The organism is Mycobacterium sp. E1214 (assembly GCF_001666755.1).
In the GTDB taxonomy this organism is placed as follows: Bacteria; Actinomycetota; Actinomycetes; order Mycobacteriales; family Mycobacteriaceae; genus Mycobacterium.
Window position 1 is genome coordinate 19,005 of the sequence record NZ_LZJC01000158.1, and the last position, 17,961, is coordinate 36,965.

Sequence of the window (17,961 nt, forward strand, 5' to 3'; positions counted from 1 at the left end):
CCTGGGCCTCTTCCTGGGCCTCTTCCTCGGGAATGGTCATCAGGTTCGCTGACGCAGCAGCTCCACCCAGTTACGCGGAACTCGACCGCGGGGCCCCGGCGCGGTCTGATCCGTCGGGCGGCATTCCGGCGCGGCGAGTTCCGGACCCTCGTAGTAGTCGTTGCTGTCGTAGTCCCAGAACCAGTCCTCGCCCGGCTCGAACGAACGGATGATCGGGTGACCGCTCTCGCGCCAGTGCGCGGTCGCGTGCCGCGACAACGAGTCGTCACAACAGCCGATATGGCCGCACGACGCGCACCGGCGTAGGTGCACCCACCAACCGCCGGCGGCTTCACACTCCACGCACCCGGTCCCGCTGGGCGGCACCGAGGGGTCGACGGCAGCGCTCACCGGCCCCGTCCTTCCCCGCTGACTGAACGCCCGCGACGGCGTGGTGGCCCCGACGGGACGCACCGGGTCCTAACCGTATGCCGCATCGCGTCGCCGCGCACAGCCAAAGAGAACACCCATGGGTAATTGTCAGGCGTAGCTTGAGTGAACTCTGCGCGCCGCCGGGCGTCGATGATTGGCGCTCACGTGCTGGTGGCGGCCCCAGCGCCGCCTTCGAAGCGTCGTGAGCGGAATTTTTGCGCACCTCAGTGCACCCCATAGGCTACGCAGCGGCGAGGGGGCCGAAATATTCGTGGGACCAATATTCAACGTCATTCAGCAAAGCGAACAAGATCAAGTTATGGTCTTCGGAACGGGATGGCGTCACCAGTTCTCGGGCGAAAGGTGGGGGGCATGTTTTTGGGCACGGTTGACAACTGGACGGCCGAGGGCACCGTCGCCTGCTGGTTTCCCACCGCGTCTACTTTCGCGCAGGCCGCCGACGCGCAGCCGCACCCAGCGCCCGTGAGTTATCAGCAATCCCAGCACCTTCAGTATTACCGGCGTCAGGTCGCTCTCGGCCGCGACATTCCCCGGCTCTGCATCGGCGCGTGGGAAATCGGTGGCACCTGCGACATGGACGCGATGACGCACGCGGTGAACACGCACGTGCGGCGACACGACACCTACCACGACCGGTTCGCTGTTCGAGACAACGACGAAGTGGTGCGTTACGTCTTGCCCGACCCGCAGGCCATCACGCTGGCCGCCACGGATCTCGGCAGGATGGCGCCGCAGCAGATTCGCAAATTGCTGCTCGATACCCCCGATCCGCTGCAATGGGACTGCTTCACCTTCGGCGTTGTTCAGGCCGAGGACAAGTTCACGATTTTCATCGCCATTGACCACCTGCGCGCCGACGGCATGTCGGCCGGGGTGATCTTTCTGGACATTCAGACCACGTACTTTTCCGCGATTGAAAACGCAGGTGCCCCGGTAATTCCCGCTGCCAGCCACCGTGAATACAGCGCGACGCAGCGCGCCTACACGGCAAGCCTGACCGACGAGTCACCCGAAATTCGGGCATGGCACGCGTTTCTGGCGGCCAACAATGGCGCGCTGCCGAGGTTTCCCTTGGAGTTGGGCGAGGCGACCGCCGACACCCCGGGAGCCATCGAGGTGTTCGACATGATGGATGGGGATCAGGGCGAGCGCTTCGAAGCGGTGTGCCGAGCGGCCGGCGCCCGGTTCAGCGGTGGCGTGTTCGCCTGCGCCGCGCTGACCGAGCGTCGATTGACCGGCGCCGCAACGTATTTCGGGCTCACACCGTTCGACAACCGTCGCGATCCTGCGCACGTCCTCACGGTCGGTTGGTTGGCCAGCTTCGTCCCGCTGGCGATCCCGACCGCCGGCGCGTCGTTCGGCGCGGTGGCCAGCGCCGCACAGGAGTCGTTCAACGCGAACTCGGCGCTGGGCGCGGTGCCGTACTACCACCTGCTCGAGACGCCGGACGGATCGTCGGGTTCGATCGAGGTTCCCGACCGGCCCGTCCCGATGTTGTCCTACATCGACATCCGGAAGCTGCCGTTCGGTAACGACTTCGACGGCCTGCGCGCCGGTATTTGGGGCGACAACCGCCTCTCGGAGACCGTGTGCATGTGGGTCAATCGCATGCGTGACAGCACGCAGCTGGTAGTCGCCTATCCCGGAACCGCCGTCGCACGCAGGTCCATCCAGCGCTACGTGGAGACGATGCGCGCCGAGTTCACCCGCGCGTGTGACGGCGCCGGGCCGCACACCGATGCCTGATGCAGGCCCGTTCTGCCGCCGCTGAGAACGTCAATGCTCTAGCGGCGCTGACCTGGCGCACGTTGTCGGGCGCGCGCCGCGACGCCGATCTGTTGTTCGCGGTCCTGGCGCCGGTGGGCTGCTTCCTCGGGTTCACGGCGGTATTGGGCAGCCTCATCGACACCGGGCCGATGACCTACCCGCAGTACGTCCTCCCCCTGGTGATCGTTCAGTCCATGCTGTTCGGTGCGATGACCACCGCCGACCGCGCGGCGCGCGATCGACTGTCGGGGTTCGGCTTGCGCCTGCGCACGCACCCGATTCCGGCGGGAGTGCCGCTGACCGCGCGCATGCTGTACTGCCTGTTACGCGCGGTGATCGCGTTGGTCGCCGCGGTCGCCATCGGGTGGCCGTTCGGGTTCCGCCTGGCCGGCGGCACCGGCACGGCGGTGTTGTTTGCGGTCATCGTCATCTCTTTCGCGATGGCAGTGTGTCTGGGCGCGGACGCGCTCGGCTGCCGCGTCGGCTCCGTCGAGTCGTCGAGCCAACTGCTCTTCCTTCCACAACTGGTGCTGGTGTTGCTGTCCACGGGCATCGCTCCGGCGCAGGCGTTTCCGGCCTGGTTGGGGCCGTTCGTCCGGTTCCAGCCGGTTTCGCAGGTCACCGCGACACTGCGCGGGCTCGCCGCCGGTCACGTCGCGCCGAGCGATCTGACGGTGACCTTGGCCTGGTGCCTGGGTTCGTTGGCGTTTTTCGCCGTGCTTGCGGTGCGGATGCAGGCGCGTTGTGCCGCAGCGCGATCGGGGGTGGGGCGGCGTACCGCCCGGGCCACGCGCGACGACGCGCCGGCTTCCACGGCAACGCCGGCGATTTCGGTGGCCAAACCCGTTGTCAGAGAACGGCGTTCGTTCACCGCCCCGATGGCGGCATTCGTGGGTCAGAGCGCTTCGGAGACGGGCAGGCTCTTGCAACGCTGGCGCCGCGACCCGGTGGTCGCCGTGCAGGCGCTGCTGTTCCCGACGCTGCTGCTGCTGGTGTACAAATTGCTTATCGGCAAGGCCGTGCTCACGGTGACGGGGCACGACAGCGTGTACGGTCTGGTCCCGATGTGCGCGGTCGCGGGCGCGATCTTCGGGACTGTGGGCGTCGGCGTGGCGCTCCCGGCCGAACGGGAGTCGGGGCTGCTGGCGAGGTTGTGGGTGCAGCCGGTGCATCGGGCAAGCGCTCTGGCCGGCCGACTCGTCGCCGAAGCCGCCCGCACCACCACCTCCGCTGTTGTGCTCACTGTCTTCGGAATCGCCCTGGGCCTGAGGTTCAGCCACGGCTGGGTCAGCGCGCTCACCTTTGTGCTGCTGCCCGTGGCGATTTCGGCCGGCATGGCGACGGTGGTGATTGCGATCGCCGTTCGCGCGGACGGCAAGGCGATGGTGACCTGGCTGGGCGCCGGCTGCGTCGTGTTGTTGTTCCTCAACACCGGGGTCGCGCCCGCCGAGAAGTTTCCGGGCTGGCTACAACCCGTGGTGCGTTTCCAGCCGATGTCGCCGACGATCGAGGCGATGCGAGCGCTGGCGGGTGGCGGGCCGGTGCTGCGGCCGTTGTGGCAGGTGGCCCTGTGGGCCGCCGCGCTGGTCGTGGTATTCGCGCCCGCGGCCATCCGCGGTTATCGCGCCGCGGCCGAAGCGGGGTGCTAGTGGGACGGCTCGGGCTGCTGGACCAGGCTGCTTTCCTGCGGCTGCGCGCCACCGGTCAGGGCAGCGCGGCGCAATGCACGTGGCTCTACGACCGCGACGTCAACGTCGACGAATTGCGAGCCTTCACCGACCATCTGAGTGCCGGCCTACTTGGGCGGCGGATCGAACGGTCGCCGTTGCCGTTCGGCCGGCATCGGTGGGTCCTCGGCGGCCGCCCGCCCCCCGTCGCGGTGGAGCCGGCCCGGCCCCGGTGGGAGCTCGGTGCGTGGGTCGAACAGCGCGCGCAGGTGCCCGTCGACCCCGAGCATGGCCCGGCCTTCCATCTGGGCGTGTTGCCGCTCGACGACGGCGGCGCGGCGGTGACCCTGGTCGCCTCGCACTGCGTCGTCGACGGGCTCGCCTTCGTGCAGGCCATCACCGAGGGTGTCAAGAAGGAGCGCCGCAACCTCGGCTACCCGCTGCCCGGCTCGCGGACCAGGTGGCGCGCGGTGGCCGAGGATCTCGCCGAAGCCCTGCTGTCCCTGCCGACGGTGCTCCGCGCGCTCCTGGCGACCTTGGTGATCGTGTTCAACGCCAGTCCTGCCAAGGTCCCGCGGTCGACACGTAAGGCATTGGCGCACAATGCCGTTGACGATGTAGCGATCACCCTGCCGGCGGTCACGCTGCAGACCGACAATGCGGCCTGGGAAGCGCGTGCGCGCAGCCTGGACGGAAGCAGCAACGCGCTTTTCGTCGCGTTCGCGGCCCGCCTCGCCGATCGCGCGGGCCGGGTGCTCGCCGACGGACACACCGCGACCATCGTGCTGCCGGTGAGTGAGCGCACCTCGGCCGACGACGACCGTGCCAACGCGTTGACCTCGATCACCCTGGCCGTCGACGCACGCGCGGTCGCCACCGAGCTCGGCGGCGTGCGCTCCGACCTCAAGGGCGCGTTGAGCGCGCTGCGGCAGCAGCCCAACGCGATGCTCGCCGGCCTGCCGCTCGTGCCGTTCACTCCGCGATGGCTGGTCCGGCGCGCCGAGGACATCGCGATGTCAGTTGACCAATTGCCGGTGGGCTGCTCCAATCTCGGCGTCATCGACACGGCGGTGGGCCGCATCGACGGAGCGGACGCCACCGAGATCGCCATCCGGCTCGTCGAGCAGGGCGCCACCCGCCGTCGGGTCGAAGAGGCCGGCGGCCAGTTGTTCTGCGCCACCGGCAAGGTCGGCGACGCGCGGTTCCTCACCGTGGCCGCCTACCACGAGGGCGCCGAGAACACCGCGGCGGCCGCGCGTGAGCTCGCCTGCGGAGCGCTCGCCGACCTGGGCCTGCGCGCCGACAGCGGCTACGAGGGCCAGCCTTGAGGGTGGGGCTGAGCCCCGCACCGGCGGACCGCACGCGCCGACGCCGGCATGTCTGGGCAGCGGGGTGCATCGCTGCCTGGTCGTTGACGGTGTTGTGGTGCGCCGTCGCCGTTGTGCCACTGGACGTCTACTGGATGTCCTACTACGCGGCCGACTACGCGCACGGCTTTGTGCGGCGGGGCCTCGCCGGTGAAGTCGCCGGGCTGATCCCCGGCCACTATTTCGGGGTCACTCTCGGTCTCAGGTGGCTGTCGACGGTCGCCTGCTTGTCGGGCTTGGTGACACTCGCCTGGCTGGTGCTGGGCCGCCGCCCGTGGTCGGAACGCCGGATGCTGGTCGCGCTGCTGATCCCCTTGCTGCCCTTTGGCGTTCCCTTCGCCGCCTATTCGGCACGCCCGGACCTGTTTGGCGGTGCCGCGCTGGCTTTCTTCGCAGCGGCGCTGTCGTTCGCACGGTCGGGTGCCGCGGCAACGGCATGCTGCGCCGCGTACGGCGTCACGACAGCCGCGCTCACTCTGGTGCACGAGGCGGTGGGTTTGCAGTTCGCGCTCGGGGCCGTGCTGGTGACCGTCGTCGTCGGAGGTCCGCTGCGGACGGCCCCGGGCCGGGGTGTGCTACTGGCGGTCCTGCCAGGTGCCGGCACCGCGACCGGCGTGGCGGTGTTCGGCCGCCACGACGTCGCCGCCCAATTGTGTTCAGCGGTGCCGCATCACACGCTGCCCAACCCGTTCGCCACCGTCACCTCACCCGGCACGTTGCTGCGCTTCGTCATCGATGGGCGGCCCCGTCAGACCGATTATCACGACTGGGTCTGCCGTAACGTCCTGCCGAGCTTCGACCACAGCATCGTCGACGCGATTCACAGCGTCGGCCACATCGGTCCCGTCGGGCTCACCATGTCCTTCGTGTTCGGCGCCGCCGCGGTCGCGGTCACGTTGTGGGGAGTCAGCGCGGTGTCCGGCGTTCCCGTGCGAGCCTTCACCGAGGCGCTACGCGGGCGCGCCGCCTGGGTGCTTGTGGGGCTGGCGTTGATCGTTCCGGTCTTCCTCACCGGTTACGACTGGACGCGTTGGCTGACCATCGTCGCCTTCGACGTCGGGGTTGCGTTCCTGCCCTTCGCCGCCCGCCGACCGGAAATCGACCAGGACCTCTCACCGAAAGCGTTGCGAGCGTTCAGGTTCCTGGCCGTCGGGTTGGCGCTGATCCCGATCGGCGCCGTCCCCGGCTTCGGCGGGCCGCTGATGGTATGACCGCGCTCGCGTCACGGGCTGGCGGCCGCCCGGATGAGCCTCAATTTCTCGAGCACCACGCAGTCCTGATGGTGTGATGTAGAACACACCTCAGTACGGTTGTTGCGTACGTCACATCGGTGCGATTTCATAGATCCATGGTTCGTTCGAGCAAGGTCGCCGTCGCGCCTCGTGCCGGCGCCGCAGTGCACTCGCACCGACTACTCGTCGCGTTGTTGACCGTCACCGTCTTCATCGCTTCGATCGTGGGCGTCGTCGCCGCCGCGACCATGGGTCAGCACACCGCGGCGCTCGTCATCGCGCTGGTGGCGGGGGGAAGTTTTTCGGCCGCCGCCCTGTGCTAGCGGCACCCGCGTCGGTCCCTGGCACACGCGGTGCCCACTTGTTGGTGGGTCGGCAGCGCTGAACTGATCAACGCCAGCTCGGCCGTACTTGCGTCCGCGGTGGTGACCCGGCGGCCGGGACGTCAATGGCGAGGTGTCAGTCGCACGGTGAGGCGTGAGCCGTCGAGTGTCAGAGGCAACGGTTTGTTCGGGTGGAGTTGATTCCCGGTCACCGCCGGGGTGCGCTCGCTGAGTATCGCCGTTAACACGACGGCTCCGAGTCGCAGCGCAAGGTCGGCGCCGGGACAACCTTGCGGACCGTGACTGAAGAAGTTGAATGACCACGAGTGGGCAGCCGGTCCCTCGGTCCACGCGCTGGGATTGAATCGGTCCGCCGCGGGCCACCGGTCGGTGTCGCGGTGGTTGAAGCTGTTGACGATCATGACGTGTGTCGCTTGCGGAACTGTCGTGCCGCCCCATTCGGTGGCCCGGGTCAGTGTCCTCGCCAGTGCCGGCGTGCTGGGCCATAGGCGCATCGCCTCGGAGAGGCAGCCGAAAAGGTAGTCGCGGCTTTGCTTCTCGTCGACTTCCCGCTGCGCCTCGGAAAGGGCGGCGGGATGAGCGGCAAGCACCGCCAAACAACGCCAGAGGTTGATTGCCAGGGTGTCGCCCATCGCGAACATCCAGTGGATGACCTGATGGGTCGGATGAGTGATGTCGGTGGCGGGCGCGGCGTGAAACTGCCCGACCAGGCTGTGAGCTTCCGCGGCGAGAACGTAGCGGTCCAGCGACGCCAGGAAGGTCGCGAAAAGCTTGGTGTCCCCCTTGCCGGGTGGGTTGGCTTTGGCCATCAGCCTCACCAGTTGCGCCGATATCTGCGTGTCGTCGGCTGCGCTGTCGCCGAGGATCATTCGCCGCGCGATGCGTTGTATCGCCGCGTGGAACTGTGGCCAACCGAGCCTGTCGGGAAGCGCGCGGGCCTCTTCGTCGGCGACGGTGTTGCATCGGTCGGTGATCGCGCCGGCGCCGGTGGCGTGTGCGAGGACGGCGTCGGTGAACCGGCGCCGGTCAGACCAGTGGTCGCCTCGGGAAATCGTGAGGGCGTGCGGCTGAAACCTTTTCATGCCGGACAGTTTGGGTTCGGGGTCGGAGGCGAACGGCTCCGGCGCCTGCGAGAGAACGAAGCGGATCTGATCGGGACCGAAGACGAGCAATGTCGGGCGGCTTCCGACGTTCACCCACAGCGGACCGTCGCCGTAGCGACGATGCAACGCGGCGAGCAGTCGGTGCGCGCGCCGGGGCACACCGGCTCGGTTCAGCGCGGCGGTCACTGCGGGCCGGCGGCTGAAGAGGCCCTCCGCCACATTGGGCAGTCCCACCAGCGCGGTGAAGCGCAAACTTTCAACGGTGGTGGCGTGTGGGAAGTCGACTGCGCGGTTAGTCATCGTTTCCTCAAAGTGTCGCGGCCGTCGTCGTGCCCCGCTGCGTTGAGCACCGTCGCGAGGTGGCCGAGGAGGGCGTGTCGTGCGGGGCGGGCTTCGGGTACCGGCAGGAGCGGGTAGACGTGTATGGCCCCCCGTTGTTCGTGGTAGCTGATGCGCTCGCTCGTGCTGCTCTCGCGCAACCGGCGGCAGTCGGCGACGAAGATGTCGCGGTCGCCGATGTAGAGGTCGATCGGCGGAAGGCCGTGCAGCTCACCGAAAATGGGGCTGACTCGGTGGTCGGCCAACGACAGGTCTTTCGCCCAGACGCGGCCGCATTCACGCAGTCCCGGTGCGGCGAGCCAGGGGTCGCGCTTCCCGATGGTGTCAACGGCGGGATTGGTCAGGGCGATGTCGAGCCAGGGGCTGATCAGTGTGAGTCCGAGCAGTGGGGTCGCCGCGTCGCCGATGATCGTTTGGGCGGCTGCCAGCGCTAGGCCTGCGCCGGAGGAGTCGCCGGCCAGGTAAATCGGCCCGGACTGCGCGGCTCGGCCGGTCACGCTGCGGAGGAAGTCGATCGCTTCCTCAGCGCAGTGCTGGGGCGCGAGCCCGTAGAGCGGCACGTGTACGGGGCGTCGCGTGGCTTCGGCGATACCGCAGATCAGTTTCCAATGCGCGCGTTCGATTTGGTTGACGTAGGCGCCGCCATGGACATACACCACCGAGGGGCCGTCGGCAGACATCGGCTGTAGGCTCGAGAACCGCACCGTGTAGCAACGGAATCCGTCGATGGTGTCGTAGGTCAGCTGGAAGCGAGTCGACGCGGCGAGTTGCGAGGGTGGTTCGCCGCTGCGCTTGGGGCGGTTGAGGTAGGCACGCGCGCTTCGGGCTGTTGCGTAGGTACGGGGTCTGCGAACGAGGCGCCCGTAGGTCGCGATGGCCCGCATCTGCCACGACATGCGTCCGCTTATCGCGCCCGCGGCGTCACCGGGTGACCGCAATCTTGAACACGGCGCTGGTGATCGATCCAAAGGCGTTGTTGCCGCCGATAAATAGCCGTTTGGTGTCGTAGCCGGCGACGTCTTTCATATTCTGGCCGCCGAAGCGGGCGGCGGCGGCACCGTCGGGGAGGACGACCTCGATGCCGAGCAGCCCGTGGCGCACGGCGAGGCGTTCCTCGCCCGTCGCGTGGGCGATCAATTCGCCGACGGTGCGTTCGGTGCCTTCCGTGGGGATGGCGGGGCAGGCGACGCCTCGCTCGGCGAGCGTGCGCGACAGTTCACCGAGGGTGACCGCGGCGCCGACCACGAGGTTCAGGTTGCCGGTGTTGACCTCGACCGTGGTGTCGCCGCCGTCGACCGGCACCGCGGAAGCGGGCTGGTGTTCCAGCGCAGCTCGGACTGCGGCCTCGAACTCGGGCAGTGCGGGCTCTTCCGACGACGCGTCGGGCAGCATGATGCCGGGATTGAAGCGTTGCGCAGGATCGAAGACCTTCTTGATGACGCGCTGGGCGGCGATCTCCACCGGGGTGAAACGCTTGGTCATGAACTGTATTTTCTCGGTGCCCACGCCATGCTCGCCGGTGATCGTGCCGCCGAGTTTTAATGCTGCTTCGATGATTTCGTTGTTGGCGGCCTCCAGGGCGGCGGCCGCGTTGGGGTTGTCCTTGTCGTAGAAAGTGGTCGGGTGCAGGTCACCGTCGCCGGCATGCCCGGTCACCGCGATGAACAGCAGCGCGTCGGAGTGCCGCTTGGCGGCATCCTGGATTGCCTGCTGCATCTCGGGGATGTGTTGGCGGGGAACGGTGACGTCGCCGATGAAAAAGCCCTTGCCGCTATGCACGACGGCGTCTGGGGCGTGCAGGCGGCCGTACCACAGCTTGGCGCGGGCATCGTCGTCGTCGGCGCGGCGCACCTCGACGGCGTGCCGGCGCAGGACTTGGTCGACGATCTGGGCATCGCGGTCGACCTCGTCGGCGGCGCCATCGACGTCGATGAGCACGATCGCGTCGGCGTCGGTGGGATAGCCGGTGTCGGTGAACTGCTGCAGACCGGCGATGCCGACACGGTCCAGCCATTCGACCGCTGCGGGCACGGTCCCGGTCTGGATGATCGCGGCGATGGTTTCGGCCGCCTCCCGGGCTGTGGTGAAACTTCCCATCAGGCTGCGGGTGACTGGGGGGATCGGCCGCAGCGACAAGGTGGCCTCGACGAGGATGGCCAGGGTGCCTTCCGACCCGATGAGCACACCCAGCAGGTCCGGGCCGTCGTCGTCGGCGCTGAACCGGGCTACCGAACCGTCGGCGAGTACCGCTTCAACGGCGAGCACGTGGTTGTAGGTGACGCCGTATTTGAGAGCGTGTGGGCCGCCCGCGTTTTCGATGATGTTGCCGCCGATCGTCGCCAGGTGCGCCGACACGGGGTCCGGCGAGAACACCAGCTTGTGTGGGGCTAGCTGCTCCTGCAGGTCGTAATTGATGACGCCGGGCTGGACTCGGGCCGTGCGGGCCGACGGATCGATTTCGAGAATCTGATTCATCTTCGTCAGATCGATCACCGCGCGGTCGGCACCGGCCATGACTCCGGCGCTGCAGTTCGACGCGCCGCCACGCGTGACCAGCGAGATATTGTGTTGGGCGGCAATTTTGACGATCGCGACGACATCGTCGCGGGTGTGTGGGCGCAGCACCAGCCCCGGCTGCTGACCGAAACCCCAATAGTCGCGCCCATTTTCGGCCAGGGTCGCCGCATCGGTGGCCACTGCGTCGGGGCCGCCGAGCGCCGAGGTGAATGCCGAGACAATCGCTTCTTCCATCGAATACTCCTAGCTGCCGAATCCGCCCGACACGGGCGTGGTGCGCGCGTTGATCAACGTCGGTCGGTCGCGGTCGGCGATGCCGGCCCGGACCATCTCATAGACGTCGTCGCTGCTGGTCGCTTCGTGAGCGTCGACACCGTAGCTGGCTGCGGTCCCGACGATGTCGAGGCCGGGGATGTCGAGGCCGGGGACATGCGGAGTTTTCTCCCACACACCGAACTCCTTGACCACGCCATACTCGGCGTTGGAAGCCACGACAACGGTGATGGGGATCCGGTATCGCGCCGCGCTCCATAGTGCGGTGATCGCGTAATGCATTGAACCATCGCCCATCAACGCCACGACCGGTCGGTCGGGAGCTGCGATCTGCGCTCCGACGGATGCGGGCAGGCCCCAGCCGAGCCCGCCCCCGGCGGCGGACAGATGTGACAGCGGGTGGCCCGGGCGGATGCTTTCGGTGAGGGGAATTTCGTTGCTGCCCGCTTCGCTGACCCATAGCGTGTCCTCGGGTGCGGCGTGGGCAACGGCCGTCCACAGGTTCGCGGGCTTGAGGGGCACGTGCTCCGATACCCGTTCGGGGACCGCGGCGCGCGGGGCGGGAGCGGGGCGCTGCGTGGGTTTCACCGCCGCGGCCAACGCGCTTGCCGCAGTGCGGACGTCGGCGACGATCGCGTCCCCGACGGGAGCGCGCGCGGCCTCGTCGGGATCGTTGGTGATGTGGATCAGGCTTGCACCCTGCGGCAGGTAGGGCCCAGGCACCAGCGGGTAGTAGCGGAACACCGAGGTTCCGATCGCGAGGATCAGATCGTGGCCGGCGAGGATCTGCGAGATCCAGCCGGCGCCGGGAGGCAGAGCTCCGTGGTAGAGGCGGTGATTTTCGGGGAAGCCGCTCCAGCCGGTCAGCGGCGCCGTGAAGACAGGCGCTTGCGTGCGTTCGGCCAACTCGACGACCGCCTCGTAGGCGTCATAGCGGTCGATATCGCCGCCGACGACGATCGCCGGTGATTTGGCGGCATCCAACCGCGCACCGAGTTGCTCGGCCAGGTCGGTCGGAAAACCGGCGGCGTGGATCACGGTGCGCTCGCGCACCACCTTGCTGTCGTCGAGCTGTTCCGCCGTGAGCTCGATCGGCATGTCGTCCATCGGCAACGAGACGAATACCGGTCCCATCGGCGGGGTCGTCGCCAGGTGGATCGCGCGGGCCAGCACGGCCGGTGATTCGCTGGCAATCGCTGGCTCAGCCGCCCATTTGATGAACGGCTTAGGCGTGGTGGTGGCTTCGTGGTTGGTCAGCAAACAGTACTGATTTTGCATGTTGCGGCGCTGATTGCCTGCCGTGATGATCAGCGGTGTCTTGTTCACGTAGGCGTTGTAGATCTGACCTTGCGCGTTACCCATTCCTGGAGCGGTGTGCAGGTTGACCACGGCCGGACGACGAGTGATTTGGGCGTAGGCGTCGGCCATCCCGACCGGGATCATTTCTTGCAGTCCGAGAAAATACCGGAAGTCGTCGGGAAAGTCTTGCAGCAGAGCCAATTCGGAGGATCCGGGGTTACCGAACCAGGTGGTGAGATTGTGTGAGCGGAAAAGATCAAGGATGGCGTCGCGCACTGTTGTCACTAGTGGTCATCGCTTTCGTGTGAAGTTTGTGCAAGGAGTTACTCGAGCTCACCGGGCACGGGGTTCAGAGCCCAGTTCAAGGCGAAGTCAGCGACTTCTTCCCACCCCGGTGCGCCACAGGTGAAGTGGTCGCGCTCGGGGAACAGTTTGTAGGCGGTGATCGCGGCCGAGTGTTTGGCGTTCTTCATGTAGTTCTCGTGCTGGACCGCGGGCGGCAAGATGTGGTCCCGGCCGCCGGCGATGAACAGCAGGGGGCCGCGGTCGTCGTTGGCGAAGTTGTAGGTGGTGGCGGCGTGGTGCGTGACGTTGGCCAGTCCTCCCTGAAACAAGATCCGCGCGGGCACCGGAACCGCGTAGCGCTCATAGGCGACTTGCGAATCCGCTTGCGCGAGTGTGTTGGTGAACGCGTAATGAAATTGCTCCGCTGTGATAGGCACCGCACGGTGCAGGTTGGCGGGGTTTCTCAATACCGGGAATGTAGCTCGGATCTCGCTGAACGGCAGCGCTTTGATGCCTTTGACGGCGGCACCGTCGATCGACACCCCGACTCGCCCATAACCGGCGTCGAGCAGGAGTTGCACGAAGGTGCCGCCGAACGAATGTCCCATCAGGATCGGCGGTTCGGTGAGTTCTTCGATGAGCTCGGCGAGGTGATCGAAGACATCCCGCACCCCGAGATCGGCCAGCGGTGCGGCATCGTTACGCAACGCGGTGACTCCGGCCGGGCCGGGAGCAACACCCGGGTAGCCCGGCGTCAAGACGGTGAATCCCCGGGCGCGGTAACGCGCGACCCAGTCCTCCCACGCCAGCGGCGTCATCCACAGGCCGTGCACCAAGACGATGGTCCGATCCGAGGCGGTGTTCATGACAAGAAGCGTCGCCGCTCGGTGTGGCCAGCACAATGAACGGCAGCCCAAATTCGCCATCGCGAACCCTGTGCCAGGGCACAGGGCGGCGTGGCGCTTTACGATCCGATACATGTTGCAACAGCGACCGCTGACAGTGTTGTCCGACCGCGTCCGTCAGCAGTCGCCCGCGATCGTGTCGAAGGTCCTCACCCGCCTCCGGAGCGAAGTTCCGGACTACCTCCCGGACGACGTCGACAGCGGTGAAACCGTGCACGACAACATCGCCGACTACCTCGACGAAATGCTCGACTGGATCGATCGTGGCGCCGAACCTGGCCACTCCAGCTTCGACGCCGCGATTCGTCACCGCGCCAGCCAAGGTCTGTCGTTGTCCAGCTTGCTGCACGCCTACCGCCTTGGTGCCGCCACCATCTGGGACGAGCTCGCCCGACTGGCGGAGACCGACGAAATCGACAAGGAAGCGTTGATCGCGGCGACACCATCGATCTTCGCCTGGATGAACACCAATTCGCTTCGCGCGCACGCCGTTTTCCGCGAGATCGAGATCCGCGACGCTCGGCGCAACGAGCAGGTCCGAGCGGCCCTGCTCGATACGGTGTTGTTCAACGAATCCAGCATCGGCGCGCAGTTCTGGGACGCGGTCGCCGCCCTGGGCCTCCCCCGGACCGGCCAGCTGACAGTCATCTCGGCGACCAGCGCCGAGAACACGTCGATCGGGGACCCGCCTCCCGACATCGAGACGCTGATCTCTTCACACGCCGCCGTCCAGGACGCGTGGTTTCGCCTTACGACCAGTTCGCAGATCGGCGTCGTGTCGCTTCGACGGAATCGCGCCGATGCGCTGGACAGCATCGCTGACAGCATCTGCTCAAAAATTCCGGTGTTGATCGGTCTCAGCAGCTCGTTCAGCACAGTCGCCGAGTGCTCGAAGGCCCGCGCCCAAGCGCAGGTCGCGATGGCGGCCTCGTCCGACGGCCGACCAACCACGCGCTACGACCGCGACGTGTTACCCGTGCTGCTCGCCAGCTCGCCCGACGCCGCCGCGGCCGTCGTGGCGGCCACCCTGGGACCGGTGCTCGAGCTCGCACCTGAGAGAGCCGAGCCACTCATCGCCACTGTCCGTACCTGGTTGCGACTGGGCCAATCCGTCGCGGCCACGGCAGATGAAATGCATTGTCATCGCAACACCGTCAACTATCGGCTGCGGCGGTTCGCCGAACTCACCCGTCGACCATTGACCGACACCTTTTGGCTGGCTCAAGTGGCCGTGGCGCTGGAAGCTGCCCGCAATCGCAGGTGACGGCGGCCGCGCCACCCCGCTGGTTTGGCCCGAGGCTGCGCCGTCGGCGGTGAACCCGGACCGCCACCGCACAGCATGCTCGGCTTCCCGGCGGCAGCACCGCAGCTCGCGATCAGCCTCTCGACATGCGCCAGCAAATTAGGCGGCCTATTTTTACTGTGTGCAATATTCTGCTTCCGAGCGATGGTCGCGCCTGACGGATCGGGAGGAAGCTTGTCGCTGACACGGCGAAGATCCCCAGTGGTCGTGTGGGCGTCTTTGGGGTTGCTCGCGGTCGCACTGGCTCCGTTCGGCGCGAGCGATGGGGGTCACGCGGTCATCGGCTCGATCAGTTGCGTGATCGCCAGCATGTTCGCCACCGCCGCTTCGGCGCTGGCGGCGCAGCGGTCACGCGGTCGCCAACGCCTCGCCTGGGCCTTGATGGCAGTCGGGCTGCTCGGCTGGACCGCGGGCCAGACGGCCTACTGCTGGGCCACTGTCACCGGCGGCCATCCGGCTGCGGGCCTATCCGCGGCCAACTTCGGATACGTGGTTCTGCCCCTGCTGGGGCTGGCAACCGCGGCCGCCATCCCCAGCAGGGATGACTCCTGTTTTGGCGCCGGGCTGCTGATCGACGGCATCCTGATCGCGGCGTCGTTCTTGGTCATCCTGGACATCATGGCGCTGGGTCGAGTGGGCCAGCTTATCGCCACCGCCACCGCCAGCTATTGGGGCCTGGCGGTGACCACCTACATCGTGGTGCGCAAATCCGAGCCCAGCCGCCAACTTTCGCCGACGCTCATCATGGTCGGATGGGCGAGCATCGGTGCGGCCGGAACGCTGCATGTCTGGTGCGATGACGACCCGGGCAACACCCCCGACGGGCTGGTGATGTTGGGCTGGACCGTCGGTGTCTACTTCATCGCGTTGTCCGCCACCGCTTCCCGGCCGGGCCCCGACCTCGACCTGGGCATCTCCCAACCCTCCTCGAAGGCAGCGCTGTGGCTGCCCTACTTGCCGGTCCTGCTCGCCATTGTCGTTGGTGCGGCGCATTTTTGGCCGTCGTACTGGCGGGAAGCTTTCGTATTCGCGGTGTGCGTGTCACTGTTCTTGATCACACTCGTACGTCAGATCTTCCTGCTCGACCGCAAGCAACGCCTGCTCGTGTCGGTGTCCGAAGCGGCACTGCACGACCCGCTCACCGGGCTGGCGAACCGTCGGCTGCTCCACGACCGCCTGACCCACGCGCTGCGCCAACACGCCCGCTACGGCGTGCCGGTCAGCCTGCTCGCAGTGAGCATCGACGATTTCAAGCTGGTCAACAACACGCTCGGTTATGCCGTGGGTGACGAGTTGCTGCGCAGCGTCGGCCAGCGGATCGAGGCGGCCGTCGACCACACACATACCGTTGCCCGCATGGGCGGTGACGACTTCGCCATTCTGGTGCAGGACCGCCCGGAGGTGGCGTGCCAGATCGCCGACGATCTGGCACGCGCCTTCGACGACCCGATCGCCGTCGACGATCACCGTTTGGACGTGCGGCTGAGCATCGGCGTGGCGTCGGCAGGGTCCGACTCGGTCGCCTGCCGCGTGCCCGGCGAGATCCTCAAAGAGGCCGACACCGCGCGGTCCTACGCCCAGCTGGCCGGCACGACCAACATGCGCATGTTCACCGCGGGGATGAGCGACGCGTCCGGCCAGCCGCCGGCTCACGATACCGCGTTCGCCCGCCTGCAATTGCTCGGCGAATTGCGCCGCGCCATCGAAAGTGCTTCGCTGAGCATCCTTTACCAGCCCAAGTTCGACCTGAGGACCGGGCTCGTTACCGGGGCGGAGGCCCTGGTGCGTTGGCACCACCCGAATTTTGGGATGCTCGAGCCAGCCCGCTTCCTGCCCTTGGTGCGCGAGCACGGGTTGATGCACGCGCTCACCGATCTTGTTCTGGCGACGGCGATCTCGGACGCCGCCGGTTGGCACGCCCTAGACGCGGCGATCCCGGTCGCCATCAACCTCGGAGCACCGTCGCTCAACAGCGACGCGCTGCCCGACCAGATCATGTCGTTACTCACCGCCAACAAGCTATCGCCGAGTTCTCTCACCATCGAGATCACCGAAGATTTGTTGGTGGCCGATCTCACGAAGGCGCGCCAGGTGCTCGACCGCCTGCGCGCCGCCGGGATACGCGTGGCCATCGACGACTTCGGCAGTGGTTACGGCAGCCTGACGTATCTGCGGGAGCTCCCCATCGACGACGTCAAACTCGATCGGGCGTTCGTTGCGCCGATCTTGCGCGACCACCGCGCCGCCACCATCGCACGGTCCGTCATCGAGTTGGCACGCGCCTTCGGCATCACCAGCGTGGCGGAAGGCGTCGAGGATCACGCCACGGTGCAACGGCTGCGCGACTACGGCTGCGATGCCGTGCAGGGAAATTTGTTGTGTCATCCACTGCCGGCAGCGGACATTCCGCTCGTACCGCCGAACGGCACGCTGGCGGCCGGTTAGGGCTCAGATCGACGCTCTCAACGCTTCTTTCGGGCGGCCGCGGCAGTCGGTGCTCGCACCGCGGGCAGGATCAGGGTGTCGATGACCTGCCGCACGAAGTGCGCGTCAACCGGTTGACCGGTGATGACGCGCATCAACGCCATCGCGGTCAGCACGTCGCCAACCAGCGACCAATCGCGCGACGCGGAGATCTCGCCACGGTCACCGGCCTGGGTGAGGACCACGGACAGGATTCGCCGTCCCTTGAACAGCAGCAGGTCCCCGAGGGCCGAGGCGAGTTGAGGGTCGTGAGCGGCTTCCATCGCGACCCGTAGAACGAGGTCGTTCGTGATCAGCGAATCGTCGTTGCGTTTGGCGCGCTCGACGATGACGTCGAGGTCCCCGGTCAGGCTGCCCGTGTCGGGGGCGTCGTTGCTCAACAGGTCGGGCCGCCAGTACACGAGCGCGTCGGTCATCAGCGCGGCCTTCGAGGACCACCGTCGGTAGATCGCCGCCTTGCCCACACCCGCCCGCGCGGCGATGTCGTTCATGTTGGCGGCGTCGTAACCATGCTCGGCCAGGGCCGCCAGCGCGGCGTCCAATATCGCGGGGTCGCGCGAGCGGTCCAGCCGCCCGTCGGTGCGCTGCCGAAGCTTCGATTCCGGTTCCGCCATGCCCCCAGGCCCGTCGACTGCCAACACTGC

At 67.2% G+C, this 17,961-nt stretch carries 14 protein-coding genes; 7 read left to right on the forward strand and 7 right to left on the reverse strand.

Features of this window, described 5'->3' with window-relative positions:
- Positions 1–39: 39 nt before the first annotated feature.
- Positions 40–390, reverse strand: coding sequence for a UBP-type zinc finger domain-containing protein (locus A5700_RS21855; RefSeq protein ID WP_068068276.1), 351 nt, complete (start codon positions 388–390; stop codon positions 40–42).
- A 393-nt stretch (positions 391–783) separates the two neighbouring features.
- Here A5700_RS21855 and A5700_RS21860 point away from each other — a divergent pair, with 393 nt between their 5' ends.
- The 5 genes from A5700_RS21860 to A5700_RS21880 all read left to right on the forward strand — a co-directional run bounded on the left by A5700_RS21860 (position 784) and on the right by A5700_RS21880 (position 6,788).
- Positions 784–2,178, forward strand: a complete 1,395-nt coding sequence (locus A5700_RS21860; RefSeq protein WP_068068279.1) for a condensation domain-containing protein — start codon at positions 784–786, stop codon at positions 2,176–2,178.
- Positions 2,178–3,848, forward strand: a complete 1,671-nt coding sequence (locus A5700_RS21865) for an ABC transporter permease (RefSeq protein WP_068068281.1) — start codon at positions 2,178–2,180, stop codon at positions 3,846–3,848. The genes A5700_RS21860 and A5700_RS21865 overlap by 1 nt, the downstream gene beginning before the upstream one ends.
- Positions 3,848–5,194: a hypothetical protein gene (locus tag A5700_RS21870; RefSeq protein ID WP_068068284.1), complete on the forward strand. Its 1,347-nt coding sequence runs from the start codon at positions 3,848–3,850 to the stop codon at positions 5,192–5,194. Before A5700_RS21865 ends, A5700_RS21870 begins: the two co-directional genes overlap by 1 nt.
- A gap of 113 nt (positions 5,195–5,307) precedes the next feature.
- Entirely contained in the window at positions 5,308–6,444 is a 1,137-nt protein-coding gene (locus A5700_RS21875) for a hypothetical protein (RefSeq protein ID WP_231973747.1), read from the forward strand.
- Between the two features lie 137 nt (positions 6,445–6,581).
- Positions 6,582–6,788 (forward strand): hypothetical protein, encoded by a 207-nt coding sequence (locus A5700_RS21880; RefSeq protein WP_068068290.1) that lies wholly within the window; start codon positions 6,582–6,584, stop codon positions 6,786–6,788.
- 122 nt (positions 6,789–6,910) lie between these two features.
- Here A5700_RS21880 and A5700_RS21885 read toward each other — a convergent pair whose 3' ends face one another.
- The 5 genes from A5700_RS21885 to A5700_RS21905 are packed head-to-tail and all read right to left on the reverse strand — an operon-like array spanning position 6,911 to position 13,491.
- A complete protein-coding gene (locus tag A5700_RS21885; RefSeq protein WP_068068292.1) occupies positions 6,911–8,212 on the reverse strand; it encodes a cytochrome P450 in 1,302 nt (433 codons plus the stop codon).
- Complete coding sequence (locus tag A5700_RS21890) at positions 8,209–9,147, reverse strand: alpha/beta hydrolase fold domain-containing protein (protein ID WP_068068295.1); 939 nt, start codon at positions 9,145–9,147, stop codon at positions 8,209–8,211. The genes A5700_RS21885 and A5700_RS21890 overlap by 4 nt, the downstream gene beginning before the upstream one ends.
- A gap of 25 nt (positions 9,148–9,172) precedes the next feature.
- Complete coding sequence (locus A5700_RS21895; protein WP_068068298.1) at positions 9,173–11,002, reverse strand: FAD-binding oxidoreductase; 1,830 nt, start codon at positions 11,000–11,002, stop codon at positions 9,173–9,175.
- A 9-nt stretch (positions 11,003–11,011) separates the two neighbouring features.
- On the reverse strand, positions 11,012–12,625 hold the full coding sequence (gene mdlC, locus A5700_RS21900; protein ID WP_068068301.1) for a benzoylformate decarboxylase: 1,614 nt from the start codon (positions 12,623–12,625) through the stop codon (positions 11,012–11,014).
- A 38-nt stretch (positions 12,626–12,663) separates the two neighbouring features.
- Entirely contained in the window at positions 12,664–13,491 is an 828-nt protein-coding gene (locus tag A5700_RS21905; protein WP_068068304.1) for an alpha/beta hydrolase, read from the reverse strand.
- Between A5700_RS21905 and A5700_RS21910 the strand changes: the two genes are divergently transcribed.
- Together A5700_RS21910 and A5700_RS21915 are read left to right on the forward strand one after the other, a co-directional pair.
- Complete coding sequence (locus tag A5700_RS21910; protein ID WP_156671354.1) at positions 13,490–14,794, forward strand: CdaR family transcriptional regulator; 1,305 nt, start codon at positions 13,490–13,492, stop codon at positions 14,792–14,794. The two genes, A5700_RS21905 and A5700_RS21910, sit on opposite strands and share 2 nt — an antisense overlap.
- Before the next feature lie 75 nt (positions 14,795–14,869).
- Entirely contained in the window at positions 14,870–17,278 is a 2,409-nt protein-coding gene (locus A5700_RS21915) for a bifunctional diguanylate cyclase/phosphodiesterase (RefSeq protein WP_082960408.1), read from the forward strand.
- A gap of 17 nt (positions 17,279–17,295) precedes the next feature.
- Here A5700_RS21915 and A5700_RS21920 read toward each other — a convergent pair whose 3' ends face one another.
- Positions 17,296–17,931, reverse strand: a complete 636-nt coding sequence (locus A5700_RS21920) for a TetR/AcrR family transcriptional regulator (RefSeq protein WP_068068311.1) — start codon at positions 17,929–17,931, stop codon at positions 17,296–17,298.
- Between the last annotated feature and the right edge of the window lie 30 nt (positions 17,932–17,961).